Origin of the sequence: Nocardia nova NBRC 15556, assembly GCF_001613005.1 — a bacterium.
Classification (GTDB): Bacteria; Actinomycetota; Actinomycetes; order Mycobacteriales; family Mycobacteriaceae; genus Nocardia; species Nocardia nova.
In genome coordinates this window covers 35,866-53,360 of the sequence record NZ_BDBN01000002.1, presented here as the reverse complement: position 1 = coordinate 53,360, position 17,495 = coordinate 35,866, and the positions used below count along the sequence as shown (strand labels likewise).

Annotated in this window: 15 protein-coding genes; 10 read left to right on the top strand and 5 right to left on the bottom strand. The window is 66.5% G+C overall.

Annotation, left to right across the window (positions count from 1 at the left end; translation table 11 throughout):
• Positions 1 to 44 precede the first annotated feature (44 nt).
• Positions 45 to 656: a TetR/AcrR family transcriptional regulator gene (locus tag NN2_RS01330; RefSeq protein WP_063009549.1), complete on the bottom strand. Its 612-nt coding sequence runs from the start codon at positions 654 to 656 to the stop codon at positions 45 to 47.
• A 202-nt stretch (positions 657 to 858) separates the two neighbouring features.
• On the opposite strand from NN2_RS01330, the gene NN2_RS01325 reads away from it, so the two are divergent.
• From NN2_RS01325 to NN2_RS01315, 3 genes are all read left to right on the top strand, one after another.
• Complete coding sequence (locus NN2_RS01325) at positions 859 to 2,322, top strand: aldehyde dehydrogenase family protein (RefSeq protein WP_063009547.1); 1,464 nt, start codon at positions 859 to 861, stop codon at positions 2,320 to 2,322.
• 69 nt (positions 2,323 to 2,391) lie between these two features.
• Positions 2,392 to 4,878, top strand: coding sequence for a CaiB/BaiF CoA transferase family protein (locus NN2_RS01320; protein ID WP_245658489.1), 2,487 nt, complete (start codon positions 2,392 to 2,394; stop codon positions 4,876 to 4,878).
• A 118-nt stretch (positions 4,879 to 4,996) separates the two neighbouring features.
• The gene (locus tag NN2_RS01315; protein ID WP_063009542.1) at positions 4,997 to 6,529 is read left to right on the top strand and encodes an AMP-binding protein; all 1,533 of its coding nucleotides are present in this window, start codon (positions 4,997 to 4,999) and stop codon (positions 6,527 to 6,529) included.
• A 182-nt stretch (positions 6,530 to 6,711) separates the two neighbouring features.
• Here NN2_RS01315 and NN2_RS01310 read toward each other — a convergent pair whose 3' ends face one another.
• On the bottom strand, positions 6,712 to 6,948 hold the full coding sequence (locus NN2_RS01310) for a 3-keto-5-aminohexanoate cleavage protein (RefSeq protein WP_169812364.1): 237 nt from the start codon (positions 6,946 to 6,948) through the stop codon (positions 6,712 to 6,714).
• A 140-nt stretch (positions 6,949 to 7,088) separates the two neighbouring features.
• Here NN2_RS01310 and NN2_RS01305 point away from each other — a divergent pair, with 140 nt between their 5' ends.
• Together NN2_RS01305 and NN2_RS01300 are read left to right on the top strand one after the other, a co-directional pair.
• A complete protein-coding gene (locus NN2_RS01305) occupies positions 7,089 to 7,874 on the top strand; it encodes an enoyl-CoA hydratase/isomerase family protein (protein WP_104363342.1) in 786 nt (261 codons plus the stop codon).
• Between the two features lie 42 nt (positions 7,875 to 7,916).
• Positions 7,917 to 9,104: an acyl-CoA dehydrogenase family protein gene (locus tag NN2_RS01300; protein ID WP_063009537.1), complete on the top strand. Its 1,188-nt coding sequence runs from the start codon at positions 7,917 to 7,919 to the stop codon at positions 9,102 to 9,104.
• A 152-nt stretch (positions 9,105 to 9,256) separates the two neighbouring features.
• Here the strand turns inward: NN2_RS01300 and NN2_RS01295 are convergent, their stop codons facing one another.
• Together NN2_RS01295 and NN2_RS01290 are read right to left on the bottom strand one after the other, a co-directional pair.
• Positions 9,257 to 9,460 (bottom strand): hypothetical protein, encoded by a 204-nt coding sequence (locus tag NN2_RS01295; protein ID WP_063009534.1) that lies wholly within the window; start codon positions 9,458 to 9,460, stop codon positions 9,257 to 9,259.
• A 35-nt stretch (positions 9,461 to 9,495) separates the two neighbouring features.
• Entirely contained in the window at positions 9,496 to 10,650 is a 1,155-nt protein-coding gene (locus NN2_RS01290) for an amidohydrolase family protein (RefSeq protein WP_063009532.1), read from the bottom strand.
• Positions 10,651 to 10,867: 217 nt separating this feature from the next.
• Between NN2_RS01290 and NN2_RS01285 the strand changes: the two genes are divergently transcribed.
• The gene (locus NN2_RS01285) at positions 10,868 to 11,515 is read left to right on the top strand and encodes a TetR/AcrR family transcriptional regulator (protein ID WP_063009531.1); all 648 of its coding nucleotides are present in this window, start codon (positions 10,868 to 10,870) and stop codon (positions 11,513 to 11,515) included.
• A gap of 71 nt (positions 11,516 to 11,586) precedes the next feature.
• Here the strand turns inward: NN2_RS01285 and NN2_RS01280 are convergent, their stop codons facing one another.
• Positions 11,587 to 12,657 (bottom strand): acyl-CoA dehydrogenase family protein, encoded by a 1,071-nt coding sequence (locus tag NN2_RS01280; protein ID WP_063009529.1) that lies wholly within the window; start codon positions 12,655 to 12,657, stop codon positions 11,587 to 11,589.
• Between the two features lie 181 nt (positions 12,658 to 12,838).
• Here NN2_RS01280 and NN2_RS01275 point away from each other — a divergent pair, with 181 nt between their 5' ends.
• Genes NN2_RS01275 through NN2_RS01260 form a run of 4 tightly spaced genes read left to right on the top strand, consistent with a single transcriptional unit; the run spans position 12,839 to position 17,494 of the window.
• Positions 12,839 to 14,383, top strand: coding sequence for a class I adenylate-forming enzyme family protein (locus tag NN2_RS01275; protein ID WP_063009527.1), 1,545 nt, complete (start codon positions 12,839 to 12,841; stop codon positions 14,381 to 14,383).
• 6 nt (positions 14,384 to 14,389) lie between these two features.
• Positions 14,390 to 15,538: an acyl-CoA dehydrogenase family protein gene (locus NN2_RS01270; protein WP_063009525.1), complete on the top strand. Its 1,149-nt coding sequence runs from the start codon at positions 14,390 to 14,392 to the stop codon at positions 15,536 to 15,538.
• 13 nt (positions 15,539 to 15,551) lie between these two features.
• Positions 15,552 to 16,697 (top strand): thiolase family protein, encoded by a 1,146-nt coding sequence (locus NN2_RS01265; protein WP_063009523.1) that lies wholly within the window; start codon positions 15,552 to 15,554, stop codon positions 16,695 to 16,697.
• Positions 16,697 to 17,494: a crotonase/enoyl-CoA hydratase family protein gene (locus NN2_RS01260; RefSeq protein ID WP_063009521.1), complete on the top strand. Its 798-nt coding sequence runs from the start codon at positions 16,697 to 16,699 to the stop codon at positions 17,492 to 17,494. The genes NN2_RS01265 and NN2_RS01260 overlap by 1 nt, the downstream gene beginning before the upstream one ends.
• The last annotated feature ends 1 nt before the right edge of the window (position 17,495 follow it).

Below are 17,495 nucleotides of genomic sequence, written 5' to 3'. Positions count from 1 at the left end.
CATGTGAACCTAAGGTAACCAACGAAGTTATCTATGTGCAATTACTATTTCGGTGGTCGCACCGAACGAGCGATGACATCGACGAGCGGTCCGACGTGCTCGGCGGGGTGGGCGCGGGCGTGGGCGCGACCCTCCTGGGTGCGCGAGAGTGTGTGCATCAGTACCGCGCCGAACAGGGATTCGATCAGCGGTTCGTGGGCGATGTCCGCGGCCATCTCGCCGCGCTCGACGGCGCGGGTGAAGGCTCCGTCGGCGAAGGCGCGCAACGAGTTCACGATGCGCTGCTGGAAGGGTTGCAGATCGGTGAACTCGGCGGTGACATCGATCGTGATCCGCAGGGTCGCCCAGCCGATGGGGTCCAGGAAATGTTCCAGCAGTGCGGTCGCGAGCACGGTCAGATCGCCGGTCAGCGAGCCGGTGTCCATATTGACCCGTAGAGTCAGCGCTACCGATTCGATGCTGTCGAGTAGGAGCTGTTCTTTGTTCGCCCAGCGCAGATAGAGGGCGGACTTTCCGACGCCCGCGCGTCGGGCCACGCCCTGCATGGTGAAGGCGCCCCAGCCCAGTTCGGCGTATTCGAGTAACGCCGCCGTCATGAGCTTCTCGTCCAGTTCGGGGTCGCGCGGACGTCCGAGTGGTGTGGCTTGCCGACCCATGGAGTGCCTCTCTTCGTGCGAGCTGTCCGTGCGTTCGCCTCGAATCAAACCAACCACAGTCGGACGGCTGAGCTGTCCGGTGGTAGTCATATGGTGCTACTTGCGGACTTTTGCTGTCCGTAATACTGTGTGAGCTGCGCAACATCGTTAACTAAGATGGCGTTGTCAAAATTCGATCGCAATGAAGCGCGGTGACTCATCCATGACCAGTCAGACAATCGACACGACCAGGCCCGCGGTCCACCTTCGGATCGGCGCCGAGCGGATCACCAGCGGATCGGGCGGAGCGCATCAGCACATCAACCCCGTCGACGGCAGGGTGGACGCGACGATTCCGCTGGCGGGCCGGGCCGAGGTCGACCTGGCGGCACGCACCGCGCACGAGGCCTTCGCCGACTGGCGCCGCACCCGGCCCTCGGAGCGCCGCCGGCTGCTGCTCCAGCTCGCCGACCTCATCGAAGCCAACGCCGACGAGTTCGCTCGCTTGGGTGCCATCGACAACGGCACGCCCATTCCGGTCGCTGCCGGTCTGGTCGCCTCCTCGATCGAGTGGACCCGCTACTACGCGGGCTGGGCGGACAAGCTCACTTCGGAGGTCACCGGATCGTTCGGCCCGGACGGCGAGTTCTCCTACTCCCTCGGGCAGCCCTATGGCGTGATCGGCGTGATCATCACCTGGAACGGACCGCTGATCTCGCTGGCGATGAAGATTCCGGCCGCGCTGGCGGCCGGGAATACCGTCGTGGTCAAGCCGTCCGAGCTGACCCCGTTCACCGCGGAGCTCTTCGCCGACCTCGTCGAACAGGCCGGCATTCCGGCCGGCGTGGTCAATATCCTGCCCGGTGCGCCCGAGGCGGGGGCCGCGCTCGTGGAGCATCCGCTGGTCAAGAAGGTGACCTTCACCGGCGGTCCGGACACCGCACGCAAGATCCTGCACAGCTGCGCTGATCTGATGAAGCCGTCGGTGCTGGAACTCGGTGGCAAATCGGCCAATATCGTGTTCGCGGACGCCGATCTCGACCAGGCGTGCTCACACGGCACGATGATGTCCATCGGCGCGCTCAGCGGTCAGGGCTGTGCGCTACCCACCCGAATGTTGGTGCAGGACAGCATCTATGAGGAGATGATCGGCCGGGTCAAGGCGTTCGCCGAATTCATCACCGTCGGCGATCCGCTGGCCGAGGGGACCGTATCGGGCCCGGTCGTCAACGAGGCGGCGCTGCACCGAATCCTCGGCATGATCGAGCGCGCTCGAGCAGACGGCGCGCGGCTGGTCACCGGCGGCCACCGGATCGAAGGGGCGCTGGCCGATGGATTCTTCCTCGAGCCGACCGTCTTCGCCGACGTCGACCCGCAGTCCGAACTCGCGCAGAAAGAGGTGTTCGGCCCGGTGCTGGCCATCACCCCGTTCGCGACCGAGCAGGAGGCGATCGAGATCGCCAACAACAGCGAATACGGCCTGTCCGGCTACATCCAGACCAACGATCTGCGCCGCGCGCACCGCGTCGCGGAGGAGCTGATCACCGGTGAGGTGCTGATCAACGGCGCCATGAACCTCGGTGTGAACCGGGCGTTCGGCGGCATCGGGCTCAGCGGCCTGGGCAAGGAAGGCGGCCGGCAGGGCATCGAGGAGTTCCTGCGGCTCAAGAACATCGCCATCGCTTGATCTCTCGCCCGGCCACGGACCGGGCATGGCACCGCGGTGCCGAGCGGATTCGCACGAAAGGACATCACCGTGACGACAGGACCGGACCAGGGAAGCTCGGGTCCCCTCGCGGGCTTGGTGGTCATCGACCTCTCGACCACATTGCCGGGCGCGCAGGCGAGCCAGTTTCTGGCCGACTGCGGCGCGGACGTCATCATGGTCGACCCCCCCGGCGGCAGCGACCTGCGCAATCTCCCCGGCTGGCCAGGTCTGTTGCGTGGCAAACGCAGCGTCACGCTGGACGTTCGTGCCGGCGAGGATCTCGCCACGCTCAGGGCGCTGCTGAGCACCGCGGACGTCGTTATCACGACGATGCGGCCGGCCTCGGCCACCAGGATCGGGCTGACGCCGGAATCGTTGGCCGAGAAGTACCCGCGGCTGGTCTGGGCCTCGATCACCGGGTGGGGCAGTTCCGGCCCGTGGAAGGACTACAAGGGCTGGGAAGGTCTGGTGATGGCCAAGACCGGTGTCATGTTCGAGAAGCGACAGCTGACCATCCGTCCGGGACCGGCCTTCGTCGCCGCTCCCTATGCCTCCTTCGGCGCATCGCAGGCCGCCGTCCACGGCATCCTGGCCGCGCTGATCGAGCGTATGTCGAGTGGCCGAGGGCAGGCCGTCGAATCCAACCTGGTGACCGGGATGGGCGCGATGGATCCGTACAACTGGTTCTACGAGATGGTCCTCGAGCGCTACCCCGACGCGTTCAGCCCGATGGATGTGGCCTACGACGATGCGGGACGCCCACAGGCGTACCTGATCTACGCGCTGCTGATCGCGGCCACCAAGGACGGTCGCTGGCTGCAGTTCGCGCAGACCGCGCCACGGTTGATGCAGGCATGGCTCGCCGAACTCGATCTGGTGAAGGAGCTGGCCGATCCGAAATGGACCGGCTTCCCGATGTTGCCGACCCCCGGCCTCCGCACCGAGTTCTGGGAGATGATGCTCGACCGTGTCGGCGCGCGCACCTTCGAGGAATGGCAGCACGTCTTCGAAACCAATCACGACATCAGCGCCGAGGCCTTCCGCACGCCCGAGGAGGCCTTGGACCATCCGCAGGTCGTGGCGGAGGGACGAGTCATCACGGTCGACAACCCCGCGGTCGGGCCGGTGCGCCAGCCCTCCACTCTCATCCATACCGAAGGTAAGCCGTTGACCGTGCCGGGTCCGGCACCGCTGGCGGGCCAGCACGATGACGAGGTGCGGGCCGCAATCGCCGCACCCGCGGTGAATCGAGCTGTGGCAGTGTCGAATTCGTCCGAGGAGAGTGCCGCGCCGCAGGAATTGCCGTTGCACGGCGTGACGGTCCTCGAATTCGGCACCATGTTCGCCGGACCCTACGGTGCGACCCTGCTCGCCGACCTCGGCGCCAGGGTGATCAAGGTCGAACCGATCGGCGGCGACAATATCCGCAATCTGGTGGCCTTCCCCGAGGCTGGTGGGGCAAAGGTGTTGCAGGGTAAGGAAAGTGTCGCGGTAGATCTCACGACGCCCGACGGACTGGAGCTCGTCTACCAGCTGGTCCGGCGCAGTGACATTGTGCTGCAATGCTTCCGGGGCGCGGCCGCCGAGCGGGCACAGATCGACGAGACGACACTCAAGGCGATCAACCCGGACATTGTGTATCTGAGCACCCCCGGCTATGGCGTCGAGGGTCCGTACGCGGCCCGGCCCGCTTACGCGCCCTCGATCGGCGCGGCCACCGGACTGTCGGCATTGGACGGTCGCGACGCTGTGAACCCGCCCCGCGACCGAGACGCTCTGCGAGCCGGAGCGCGCACGCTGCATGCGGCCGGTGCGGTGCCGGCCGTGCAATCCGACGGCATCGCCGCATTGGGCGTCGCCTCGGCCATGTTGGTGGGCCTGTATGCCAAACGCAATGGCGTAGAACTGTCGAACATGGTGACCACCATGCTCGGCACCGTGCACCAGGCGCTGATCTCGTACAACACCAGCTATGCGGGGCGGCCGGAGATCGACGTTCCCGACGCGCAGTTCTACGGGCTGGGCGCGCTCTACCGGATGTACCAGGCCGCCGACGGCTGGGTCTTCCTGGCCGCGCCGCTGTCGAGCGAATGGGAGGCGCTGGTCAAGGCGCTGTCGCCCTATGCCGATCTGGCCTCGGATTCCCGCTTTTCCACCGTGCAGGATCGCCACACCAACGACGCCGCACTCGCGGACGTGCTCGCGGACGTGTTCGCGGGCAAGGAAAAACAGCAGTGGGAGGACGAACTCACCGCCCTCGACGTCGGGTGTGTCGCGATCCTCGAGCGCAACTCCGAGTCGGCACTGCAGTCCGATCCGTTCTTCGAGGCCGGATACAGTGTGGAAGCGATCAGCCCGATCTTCGACGAACACCGTCGGCTGGCCCCGCTCACCCGTTTCTCGCGTTCGCGGACCAAGGCCGATGCGGGTTGCACCGTCGGCCAGCACACCCGGCCGGTGCTGCGTGAGATCGGGATCGGGGAGGAGCGGATCGACGAGTTGGTCGAGCTCGGAATCATCGCCTGCGACAACTGAATTGGTGAGGGCACACGGGCGCTCGCCGGCGCCCGCGGCTCACCACTGTGCCGGCTCCCGCGCGAATCACCCGCCCGATGCCGGTCGGCTACCGAAGTACGACGAGGAGAGACTCCGATTGTCCGCCGCATCGACGCTCGCATCCAAGGTCACCGATCCGGCGTCGGTGCTGCCGGCCCAATTGCGTTCTCGCGCTGCATCGGAACCGAATCGGCTGTTTCTGCAGGAGGTGTCCGGCGCCCGTGCCACCTACGGCGAGACGTGGGAAGGGGTGCGCAACTGGGCCGAGTGTCTGCGTGATCTCGGTGTGCGGCCCGGCGCCCGGGTGGCGACTCTGCTGCCGCCATCGATCGACGCGGCGATGATCTGGCTGGCGCTCGGTTGCCTGCGGGCGGTGGAAGTTCCGGTCAATCCCGAACTGAAGGGCGCCTTCCTCGAACATGTCCTCGACGACGCCGCGCCGATCCTGTGCCTGGCCCGGCCGGAATTCGTCGACCACCTCCGAAATGCCCGGCCGGCCTTGGTGGTTCGCGCGGTCGAGCGTGGTGCGTGGCAAACGCTGAGCGCCGCCACCATGGCATTCGATGCACTACCGATGCCGACCGATATCGCGTGCGTGATCTACACCTCCGGTAGTACGGGACCCGCCAAGGGCGTGATGCTCGATTGGGCCCAGTTCGCCACCATGGCCGATCGGATCCCTCTGGGCCCGGACGATGTGACCTACAACTGCCATCCGATGTTCCATGTCACCGGGCGCAGCCCCCTGGTGTCGATGTGCGCGACCGGCGGCCGGGTCGTCTTCCGGGAACGGTTCTCGGCCGGGGCCGCCATGGACGACATCCGCGAATTCGGGTGCACCACAGCCACTCTGATCGCCTCACTCCTGCTCGCGCGGCCACCGCGCGCGGACGACGCCGACAACCCGCTACGGTCGGTGTTCGCGGGCCACAACGTCGCGCTCGCCGCGGAATTCGCGCAACGATTCGGCGTGAAATGCTATGACCTCTACGGCTCCACCGAGGTCGGTTTCCCCTTGGTGCTGAGCGAGCCACCCGATCTCGCGCACACGTGGTGCGGGCGGGTACGCGAGGGTTATCGGGCTCGAGTCGTCGACGAAAACGGACGAGCCGTAGCCGACGGCATGCCCGGAGAGCTCTGGATTCGCCCCGGCAACCGGCTCATGATCATGGTGGGTTATCTGAACCAACCGGAGGCGACCGAGCGCGCACTGGCGGGCGGCTGGTACCACACGGGCGACATCGTCATCAAGCACGTCGACGGCACCTTCGAATTTCTGCACCGAGCCGGTGACACCGTTCGCCGGCTGGGCGAAAACATCTCGGCCACCGCCATCGAGGCGGTGATAGACGAGCATCCGGAAGTCGTCGCCAGCGCGGTACTCGGTGTACCTGATTCCGTTGCGGGACACGAGGTCCTGGTCGCCGCCGAGGTCGTGGAAAGTTCCGCTCTGAACGAACCGGCACTCTACGAGTGGATGACGAGCCGCCTACCCAAACACGCGCTGCCGAAATACCTCACCCTGACCGATGCTCTACCGCGCACGCCGACGAACAAGATTCTCAAGGCCGGCCTGCTCGACAGCATCGAGTTGAACTCCGTATGGAGCCCGCCGGGACGACGAAGCTGACAGATCACACCGCCTGAACTTCATGGAAGGAGTGACCCGACACCGCTTCACCTGGTAGTACTCCCAGGTGTTTTCGGCATCGGGTGCGGTGCGGGCGGCGATGCTCGGATCGCGGGCATCGGTCACGAACACGTGACGGGCCGACATCGATGCCCGTTTTCCTGCCGGGACTTCCGTGGACCTCAGGAAGACAGCACGTCCAGCGCGTTCTGGTACGTGGCGATCGGCCGGCCGACCTCGTCGGCGAGCGCGATGGCTTGCTTGATCATGTCCGTGTTGGTGTGGCCGACGGTGCGCAGCGGGTCTTCGAGGCCCATCCGCAGGTTCCCGCCGGGGTCGAAGGCGAACATCATCATCCGGCCGGATTCCGCGAGCGGACGCAGATGCAGCATCTGTTCCTCGACCTTGTGTCCCGGCATATAAGCGGGGTACACCATCGCCCCCGGTATTGGCGACGACGGGGGACATGGCGACCTACTCTTCGGATGCGCAACCCGACTACTGACATATGAAGGATAACTTAGTAAGCTTTGTTGATATCGGCGCGACTGCAGGAGGAATGGTGGATCTGAACGGTTTGACCACGGTCATCGCGGAGCTGAAGGAGCACGTGCTGACCATCACGCTCAACCGGCCGGATCGGTTGAACTCCTTCACCGACGCGATGCGCGCGGAGTTCAAGGCACTGTGGCGGTTCGCCGCCAACGAGGACGACGTGCACGCGATCGTGCTGCAGGCCAACGGTGATCGCGCATTCTGCACCGGTGTCGATGTGAAGGAAGGGACCTTCCTCGCCGACAACCCCTTCAGCCGGGAGGATCCTGGTGTCGATCTCTCACCCAAGCAGAATGGGTGCTGGAAGCCGCTGATCTGCGCGGTGCACGGTATGGTCGCCGGGGGAGCCCTGTATTGGCTCAACGAAGCCGACATCATCATTGCCGCCGACGATGCCGAGTTCTTCGACCCGCACGTCTCCTATGGCATGGTGGCGGCCCTCGAGCCGATCGGTCTCGCCCATCGAATCCCGATCGGGGAGGTGCTGCGCATGGTCCTGCTCGGACTCGACGAACGAATGTCGGCCCAGCGTGCGCTCGAGATCGGTTTCGTCACCGAGGTGCTGCCCCGGGGGCAGCTGCGCGATCGGGCGCAGGACCTCGCCGCGCGGATCGCCGCCAAGCCGCCGGCGGCGGTGCAGGGCAGCGTCCGGGCGATCTGGGAGTCTCGCGACACCGGCCGCTCGCACGCCCTCGCCACCGCCATGTCGTACACGATTATCGGCAATCCGATCGGGCAGGAGCAGGTCGTGCGTTCCGAGGTGCCTACCCGCAAGTACGAGGTTCGCTGACCACGGGGTCGCCCAGGCGCATCCGCAGAAGGAGTAGCTGAGATGGACTATGGAATGAGCCCGGAGCTGGAACGGTTCCGGCTGGAGGTGCGGGAATTCGTCGAGGCCAACGCGCCCGCGATCCCGCCGAAGGCCGGTGTGCGCAGTGCCGAGAATCGGGCCGAGCACGCGCTGATCACCGAGTGGATCGGCAAGCTCTACGCTGCGGGGTACATGGGCGGGGACTGGCCGGAACAATATGGGGGACAAGGTAGTTCGTACTCGGCCGAGCGTGATGTGGTGGTGGGCGAGGAAATCGCCCGCGCGCAGGCCCCGCATTTCGCGGGTGCGGGCACGCTGGTCTCGTATGCTTTGATCGACTTCGGGACCGAGGAACAGCGTCAGCGCTATCTGCCCGGCATTCGCTCCGGCGCCGACACCTGGTGCCAGCTGTTCAGCGAACCCGGCTCCGGCAGTGACCTGGCGTCGTTGCGCACCAAGGCCGTTCGCACCGAGGGCGGTGGCTTCCGGGTCACCGGTCAGAAGGTGTGGACCACCAACGGCCACTGGGCCGACTACGGCTATCTGCTGGCCCGCACCGATCCGGGCGTGCCCAAGCACCAGGGCATCAGCGCCTTCATCGTCGATATGAGCCTGCCCGGCGTCGATGTGCGGCCGCTGCGCGAAATGACCGGGACGTCGGACTTCAACGAGGTGTTCCTCGACAACGTCGAACTGCCTGCCGACGCCCTGATCGGTGAGCTCAATGCCGGTTGGGCCATTGCCAATTCGAGCCTCGGACACGAACGCAGTGGCGTCGCGACCAGCGTGGTGCGGTTGCGTGGGAATGTGGACGCGTTGGAAGATCTGGCGAAGCGAATCAACCGGGATGGGCGACCCGGCATTCAAGATGGGGCGGTCCAGGAGACACTCGGCAAATTCCGGGCCGAGGTCGAGGCGCTGTCGGCACTGGTCTACGCCAACATCAGCCGATGGTCGCGCGGCACCGAGCGGGTGCAGGACGCGCCTATGGCCAAGCTGATGTTCAGCGAACTGGGCGTGGACATTTCACGGTTCGCACTGGAACTGTGCGGCGAGGCGGGCATCCTGGTCGAAGGTGACCCGGCCGCCGTCGACCGCGGCCGCTGGCAGGACGAGTTCCTCTACGCCCGTGCGTACACGATCGCGGGCGGCAGTTCGGAAATCATGCGCAACATCATCGCCGAGCGCGGACTGAAATTGCCGCGCTGAGGCCGGATAGACACCGCTGTCGAGTGAAACCAGCCCCGGAGCGCATGCGCTCCGGGGCTGGTTTCCTGTGATTCGCGCCAGTTGGGGCTCGGCGAACTTGGCATCCGCACCGGCCGGTGGGGCGCGATGCGGATGTCTCGTATTCGATCGTGCTACTGGGTACCCGCGGTGTGGGCGCGGGCCAGGGCCAAACCCTCGTCGCGAGTGGGGGCCTCGACGTCCCAGCGGCCACAGGTGCAGTGGCACAGATACCTGCCGTCGGCGGGGAGGATGGACTGTGCGTCGCAGTAGCCCGAGGCGGCGGCCATGTCGGCGAAGAACTCCGTCGGCAGGTCGTAGAGAACGCTGTCTTCCATGAGGTGTTCTCGATTCTTTCGGAGGCGGCGGGCCGTCAGGCAGTCGCCGCGGCCGGCGCTACGGTGCCCGGGGCGGGCGGCAGCGGGGCGTCGGGGAACAGTTCCTGGAACGCGCCGAAGGTGATGCGGTCCCGCGTCTTCTGGTCGACATTGTCGAACAGGTGGTGCAGGGTCTTCTGGGTGTGCCCGTAGGTGCCTTCCATGTGCGGGTAGTCGCTGCCCCACATGACGTTGTTGTAGCCCATCGCGGTCATCGCGTGGACGGCCGATTCGTCGTGCTGGAACGACGCGTACACCTGCGAGTAGATGATCTCCTTCGGCGAGCGGTTCAGCTTCGGGCGCACCACCTGCGAGTGCTGGCGATAGCCCTCCTCCATCCGGTCGGCGATGAACGGCACCCAGGTGGCACCGCCTTCGGAGACAAGGACTTTCAGGTTCGGATGCCGGTCGAGCGCACCGGAGGCGACCAGTTTCATCACCGCGCGCTGGCCGCCGAAGGTGGTCTCGGTGTAGTTCAGCACCGCGCCGCCGGGGCCCCGGTACATGACGCCGGCCGCGCCGCCGCTGGCCATATCGATCGGTTCGGTGCCGATGTGGAACGAGATGACCATGCCGATGTCCTCGGCGAGCGCCCAGAACGGCTCCCACGCGTCGTGGTTGTAGTCCTTCTGCTGAGGATGCGGGGCCACGGTCAGGAATACGGCCTTGAATCCCATCTCGCCGCAGCGCTTCAACTCGGCACACGCGTCCTCGATGGACAGCGTCGAGACCTGCGCGGTGGGGAGCAGGCGCGGCGAGTAGTCCATGATGACCTCTTTGGCCCAGTCGTTGGAGGCCCGGGTCGCCTCCCGCAACACCTCGGGGGTGCGGAACGACGATGCCCACATGCCCAGCGACGGGAAAACCAGCTCCGACCAGATGCCCTCCTCGTCCAGGTCGGGCAGCCGCTTGGTCACGTCGCCGGAGCCGGGCGCACGGTGGCTCGCGGCGAAGAACTCCTCCTGCGAGATGGTGGGGAGCCGGCGGCGGAAGGCCTGGCCGTCGACGAATACCGTCTCCCACTTGCCATCCGGATCCTTCTCCGAACGGGGGACGAGTTCGGCGAGCCGCTTCGGCAGCCGGGTGCGCCACAGGTCCTCGGGCTCGAGGAAGTGCGAGTCCGCCGAGTTCGCCCATAGCTTGATTGTCATGTGATGCCTCCTGATCGCTCACCGTGAGGGTGAGACGGATTGTGCTGCCGATGCCGGGCGGGGTGGTCCCCGCGGGCCGGCCGCTGTGCTCCGGTGCCGGGAACGGCCAGACGAGCAGAATTAGTTTCTAGAATGACATTTTAGAATGTAAGGTGATTATCACCACCGAGGGTGGGAGAAGTCAAGGCGCAGATCTCGGGCTACGGAGGATCGATCGATGACGGAGACGAAGGGCCGCACCCGCGGCTGGACGAGTTCACCGGAAACCAAGGATCGGGTTCTCGACGCCGCCGCGGAGATCTTCGGCGAGCGCGGATTCACCGCCGTGACGATGGCGGATATCGTCGACAAGTCGGGAGTCAGCGTCGGCAGCATCTATCACCACTTCGGTGGCAAGGCTGAGGTGTTCCTGGCGATCTGGGCCGATCTGATCGAGCGGATCGACGGGCGGGTGCGCGAGGCGGTCGACAAAGCCCGCGCGGACGGCATCGACGATCCGATGCGACTGTACGGGGTGAGCACCCGAGCGTATCTGGAGCTGTTGTGGGAGAACCAATCTCGCGCGCGAGTCGTGGCCATGGGTGATACGCCGCCGGGCTTCGACGCGATCCGCCGGGGGCAGGCCCGCCGGGGCAGCGATCACGACATCGCGCTGCTGCGGCTGGGGTCGACGCGACGGGAGAAACTACTTCGCGATTTTCTGCTGGCGATGCGTGCGGAGTCGGCGCGCGTCGTGCTCAAGTGCCGCACCCGTGCCGAACTGAACGAGGCGATAGACACCGCGCTCGAGTACATCGGGTGCCTGGATCCGGCGAAGTTCGGACTGGGTCCGGCGCGGGACCGAGCCCGGCCCGGGAGCTCATGAGTCGCCGCCGGAAAGCTGTCTGCCCGCATCGAATGACGCTGCGGGAGAGCTGAACCGGGCCCAGTGCGAGCTCAGGCGCCGACGAGTCGCCTGCGGTGCCAGCTGACCGAACCGTTCAGCAACTCGTCCACTTTGATCCGGCGGGTCAGCAGGTGCAGGTCGTGTTCCCAGGTGAAGCCGATCCCACCGTGCACCTGCAGTGCGAGAGAGGCGACGGTACTGGTCGCCTCGCCGGCGTAGGCTGCGGCAGCGGACACCGCGGTGGCGCGGCGAGCGGCGTCGGCCCCGTCGAGGGCGACGGCGGCGGCCCACAGTGACGCCCGCGCCGCCTCGGTCCGCAGTGCCATATCGGCGCAGTGATGTTTGACGGCCTGGAACGAGCCGATCGGCTGGCCGAACTGGGTGCGCTGACCGGCGTACTCAACGGTCTGTTCCACCAGACGTTCGGCGGCGCCCAGCGCATCCATCTTCCGGTAGAAGGCGAGCGCGTCCGCCAGCGCGGGCACGGTGCCGGCCGGCACGGTTGTCCAGCGCTGTCCCGGAACTGTCACGTCGAGCTCGATGACTGACCAGGATCTGGTGAGGTCGAGCGTTTCCAGGGTGCGTACACCGGCGCCTGCGCTGTTCGCCGGCAGGTGGACGAGAACCTCCCTGCCGTCGGAAGTCGGTGCGGCAACCAGGAATCCGGTGGCATCGAGCAGTGCTGTCGCCGGCGCTGTGGTGCCGGTGATCCGCAGTTCCGTGCCGCTGATCTCCACGGTGAGCGGGGCTCCGTCGACCGAGGTCAGGGCCAGGGGGACCGACTCCTTCCCCTCGGCATTCGCGGTGGCGAGAGTATGCAGCGGATGGTCGAGCGTGTCGAGTGCGGCGGTGGCCAGCGCCAGTTCGGCGAGCGGCACGGCGCTGGCGGCCCGTCCGTGCTCTTCGACCAGGACTGCCAGGTCGACGTGGGTCCCACCCGTCTCGGCGGTGAGCAGGCCGACCAGTCCCGACTCCACGACGTGGCGCGCGGCGAGATCGGGAACTCGCGCCGGACCGTCATCGATGCTCGGCCGCCGCGCGGCGATGGGGTCGTTCTTGACCAGCCACGCGCGCTCGCCGGCGGCCAGGTCTTCCTGTTCGGCGCTCAGTGCGAAATCCACGGCGTTCCTCCCTTGAAAGCCTACTGAATGTTGACCTAGTTAACCATGTCAGCTATCTTCTGAATAGAGCATACGACAGCCGGATTTCCGGCTCGCGTGATCATGGCGATCGATACGGCCGGGCCGCCGGAGCACGGTGTCCCGACTCGGTGGCCCGCTACCGCAAGAGTGGGAGGAAACAATGACGAGCATCAGAGGCGCGTTGGGGCGGCTATGGGAGGCCGACGACGACGCCCCCATGATCCAGCAGGGTGACACCTGGTTCACCTGGGGAGAGGTGCGGGTACTTGCGGAGACCCTGGACGCCGAACTGGCCGCGGCCGGATGCAACGGCGGTAGCCGGATCGGTGTGGTGCTCGACAATCGGATGGAGTCGATCGCGGCGCTCATCGCCATCCTCGGCAAAGGGCGCACGGTCATCACGCTCAACCCCATGCAGCCGGTGGCGCGCCTGAGTGCCGATATGGCAGAGGCGCATCCGCACGCCGTGCTGGCGCCGGAGTCGCTGTGGAACGAGCCGTTGTTCCGGTCCGCGGCCGAAACCGGTGCCATGATCGGGTTCGCCGTGGACGGTGCGCGGGTCGTCGCGACCACCGAGGCGGGCGCGGCCACGCCGCCGGAGGCCGACGGTGCGATCGGCGATGCGGTGGGCGTGGAGATGTTCACCTCCGGTACCACCGGGCCGCCCAAGCGGATCCCGCTCACTTGGCGGCAGCTCGAGGCCGCACTCATCGCCGTGCACGGACATACCGGAGCGGCCGGACCGCCCGACCGGAAGCTGCTCACCGGTCGCGTCGCGCTGGTAACGCTCCCGATCGTGCACATCGGCGGTCTGTGGGGTGTGCTGCAGAACCTTGCCGAGGCGCGGCCTTTCGTGATGCTGCCGCGCTTCACCGTCGAGGGCTGGTGCGCGGCGGTCAAAGAACATCAGCCCAAGGTGGCCGGCCTGCCGCCGGCGGCCATGCGTGCGGTGATCAACGCCGACGTCCCGGCCGAGGATCTCGCCAGTCTGCGTGCCATCACGGCGGGTACGACGTTCGTCAATCCGGATCTGGCCGACGAATTCACCGCGAAATACGGCATCCCGGTGCTGATCATGTACGGCGCCACCGAGTTCTCCGGCGCGATCGCCGGATGGACCAAACCCATGCACGCCCAATGGTGGACCAAGAAGCGTGGCAGCGTCGGGCGGGAAATGCCGGGTGTGAAACTGCGGGCGGTCGCCGAGGACGGCACGGTCCTGCCCATCGGGGAGTCCGGGCGCCTCGAGGTCAGATCCAGCCAGACCGGCGACGGCAAACACGAGTGGGTTCGCACCTCCGACCTGGGCCATCTCGACGAGGACGGCTTCGTCTACATCGACGGTCGCGCGGACGACGCGATCGTCCGCGGCGGGTTCAAGGTTCACCCCGAGACGGTCGCCGACGCGCTGCGTGCGCACGAGGCGATCGCCGATGCGACGGTCTACGGCCGCGACGACGAGCGGCTCGGAAAGGTGCCCGTGGCGGTCGTCGAACTACGCGACGGCGCTGCCGAGGTCGCCGAGGACGAATTGAAAACCTTCTGCCGTGACCGGCTCACCGCCTACGAAATCCCGGTGCGGATCTACACGGTAGCCGAGTTGCCGAGAAGTGTGTCGTTGAAGGTGGATCGGCGTCGCCTGCTCGAAATGGTTTCGGAGATGGACGAATCCGCGGCGGCTCCCGCGGTCGCCTCGGGAAGGTAGACAACGATGCAACGAGAAATCTTCGACAGCGAACACGACCAATACCGCGAAACCGTTCGAGAGTTCTTGGCTCGCTACGCGACTCCGCATCAGGAGCAGTGGGAAAAAGACGGGATCATCGACAAGCAGCTCTATGTCGAGGCCGCCAAATTCGGGTTGATCGGCTTCTCGGTCCCCGAGGAATTCGGCGGCGGCGGGATGTCGGGCGACTTTCGCTACAACGCCATCGTCGCAGAGGAAGTGGTCCGGGCGTCCTCCGGTGGTCCGGCATTCACCCTGCAAAACGACGTGCTCGCCCCCTACATGCTCGAACTGACCAATGATGAGCAGAAGGCGCGATGGCTACCGGCGTTCGCGAGCGGGGAACTCGTCGTGGCGGTGGCGATGACCGAACCTGGCGCGGGCAGCGACCTGCAGGGTATTCGGACCTCGGCGCACAAGGACGGCGACGACTGGGTGCTGACCGGAGCGAAGACCTTCATCTCCTCCGGTATCCACGCCGACCTCGTCATCGTGGTCGCCCGCACCGACTCGGACGCGAAGGCGAGCGCTGCGTTCACGCTGCTGGGTGTCGAGCGTGGGATGGCCGGATTCACCCGCGGCCGCAACCTCGAGAAACTGGGCATGCACTCCCAGGACACCGCCGAACTGAACTTCGATCAGGTCCGGGTCCCGTCCGCGAACGTGATCGGCGAGGTCGGCAAGGGCTTCCTGCACCTGATGCGCAACCTGCCGATGGAACGGCTGTCCATCGCCGTCGCAGCGGTCGCCTCGTGCCGGGCGCTGCTGGATACGACTCTGGAATATGTCAAGTCCCGCAAAGCTTTCGGGACGCCGATCGGCTCTTTCCAGGCCAACAAGTTCGAGCTGGCGGCCCTCGAGACGGAGGTCGATCTCGCGCAGGTCTATGTCGATCGGTGTATCACCGCGCTGAACGCGGGCACCCTTGACGGGGTCGACGCGGCGAAGGCCAAGTGGTGGACCACCGAACTGCAGCAGCGCCTGATCTACGCCTGCCAGCAGATGCACGGCGGTTACGGCTACATGATGGAGTACCCGATCGCCAAGGCCTACGCCGATGCTCGGATCCAGACGATCTACGGCGGTTCGACTCAGATCATGAAGGAAATCATCGGGCGCTCGCTCGGACTGTAGAAAGGAAAACCCTATGGGTGCAGTAATTGTCGAGGCCGTCCGGACCCCGGTCGGCAAGCGCAACGGTGGTCTTTCCGGAATTCATCCCGTCGACCTGTCGGCCCTGGTGCTGCAGGAACTGGTGAAGCGCGCGGGTATCGAACCCGAGCTGGTCGAGGACGTCATCTGGGGCTGCGTCGGGCAGGTCGGCGAGCAGACCCACGACATCGCGCGCAATGCGGTGCTCGCCGCGGGCTGGCCGGAGTCGGTTCCGGGCGTGACCGTAGACCGTCAGTGTGGATCGTCGCAGCAGTCGCTGAACTTCGCCGTGGCCGGCGTGCTCGCCGGTCATTACGAAGCCGTGGTCGCCGGTGGTGTCGAGTCGATGTCGCGGGTGCCGATGGGTGCGGCGGTGGCCGGCGGCGGCAGTCCGCTCAGCCCCAAGTTCACCGAGCGCTACAACGCCTCGCCCAACCAGGGTGTCGGCGCCGAGATCATGGCCGAGAAGTGGGCGCTGTCGCGCACCGAGGTCGACGCGTTCTCGGCTCGCTCGCACGAACGTGCCGCGGCCGCGCAGGACGCCGGTCTGTTCGACGCGCAGATCGTGCCGGTCACCCTGCCCGACGGGACCGTCGTCTCGAAGGACGAGGGCATTCGCCGGGGAACCACCGTCGAGAAGCTGGCCGGCCTGAAGCCGGTCTTCAAGTCCGACGGTGTCATTCACGCGGGCAACGCCTCACAGATCTCCGACGGCGCCGCAGCCCTGCTGATCGTCAGCGACGAATTCGCGAGCAAGCACGGACTGACCCCGATCGCCCGCGTGCACACCGCGGTGGTCGCGGGCGCCGATCCGGTGATGATGCTCGGGGCCCCGATCCCCGCCACGGAAAAGGCGCTGGAACGCTCCGGTCTGTCGGTCGACGATATCGGTGTGTTCGAGGTCAACGAGGCGTTCGCGCCGGTGCCGATGGCGTGGCAGAAGGAGATCGGCGCGCCGGACGAGAAGCTGAACCCCAACGGTGGCGCCATCGCCCTGGGCCACCCGCTCGGCGGTTCGGGTGCCCGCATCCTGACCGACATGATCTTCCATATGCGCCGCAACGACATTCGCTACGGCCTGCAGACCATGTGCGAGGGCGGCGGTCAGGCCAACGCGACGATCCTCGAGCTGGTGAAGTGATGACGGCGGCAACCGAGACCGGCGCCCTGGTCGAGCGCAAGGGCAACGTCCTGCTGATCACCATCAACCGTCCCGAGGCGCGCAACGCGGTCAACGCCGCGGTGAGCGAGGCCGTCGGCGGCGCGCTGGTCGAGGCGGAGAACGATCCGGAGATCCGGGTGGTCGTGATCACCGGCGCGGGGGACAAATCCTTCTGCGCGGGAGCGGATCTCAAGGCCATCTCGCGAGGCGAAGGTCTGTTCGCGCCCGGCAACGAGCACTGGGGCTTCGCCGGCTTCGTCCGGCACGTCATCAGTAAACCGACCATCGCCGCGGTCAACGGAACCGCACTAGGCGGTGGCACCGAACTGGCTCTCGCCGCCGACCTCATCGTCGCGGCGGAGGGCGCCAGCTTCGGACTCCCGGAGGTCAAGCGCGGTCTGATCGCGGGTGCGGGTGGCGTGTTCCGGCTGCCGGCGCAGATCCCCCAGCGCCTGGCCATGGAGATGATCCTCACCGGCGACCCGATCCCGGCGGCCACCGCCCGCGAGTACGGCCTGATCAACCAGGTCGTCCCCGACGGCACCGTGGTCGAGGCCGCGCTCGCGCTGGCCGAACGGATCGCGGTCAACGCTCCGCTGTCGGTGCAGGCCAGCAAACGGATCGCGCTCGGCATCCAGGCCAATGACCGGCCCGCCGAGAACGACCGGTGGAGTCATTCCGAGGTCGAATGGCAGAGCTTGATGAGCAGCGAGGACGCGAAGGAAGGTCCGCTGGCCTTCGCCGAGAAGCGCGCCCCGGTGTGGAAGGCGCGGTAAC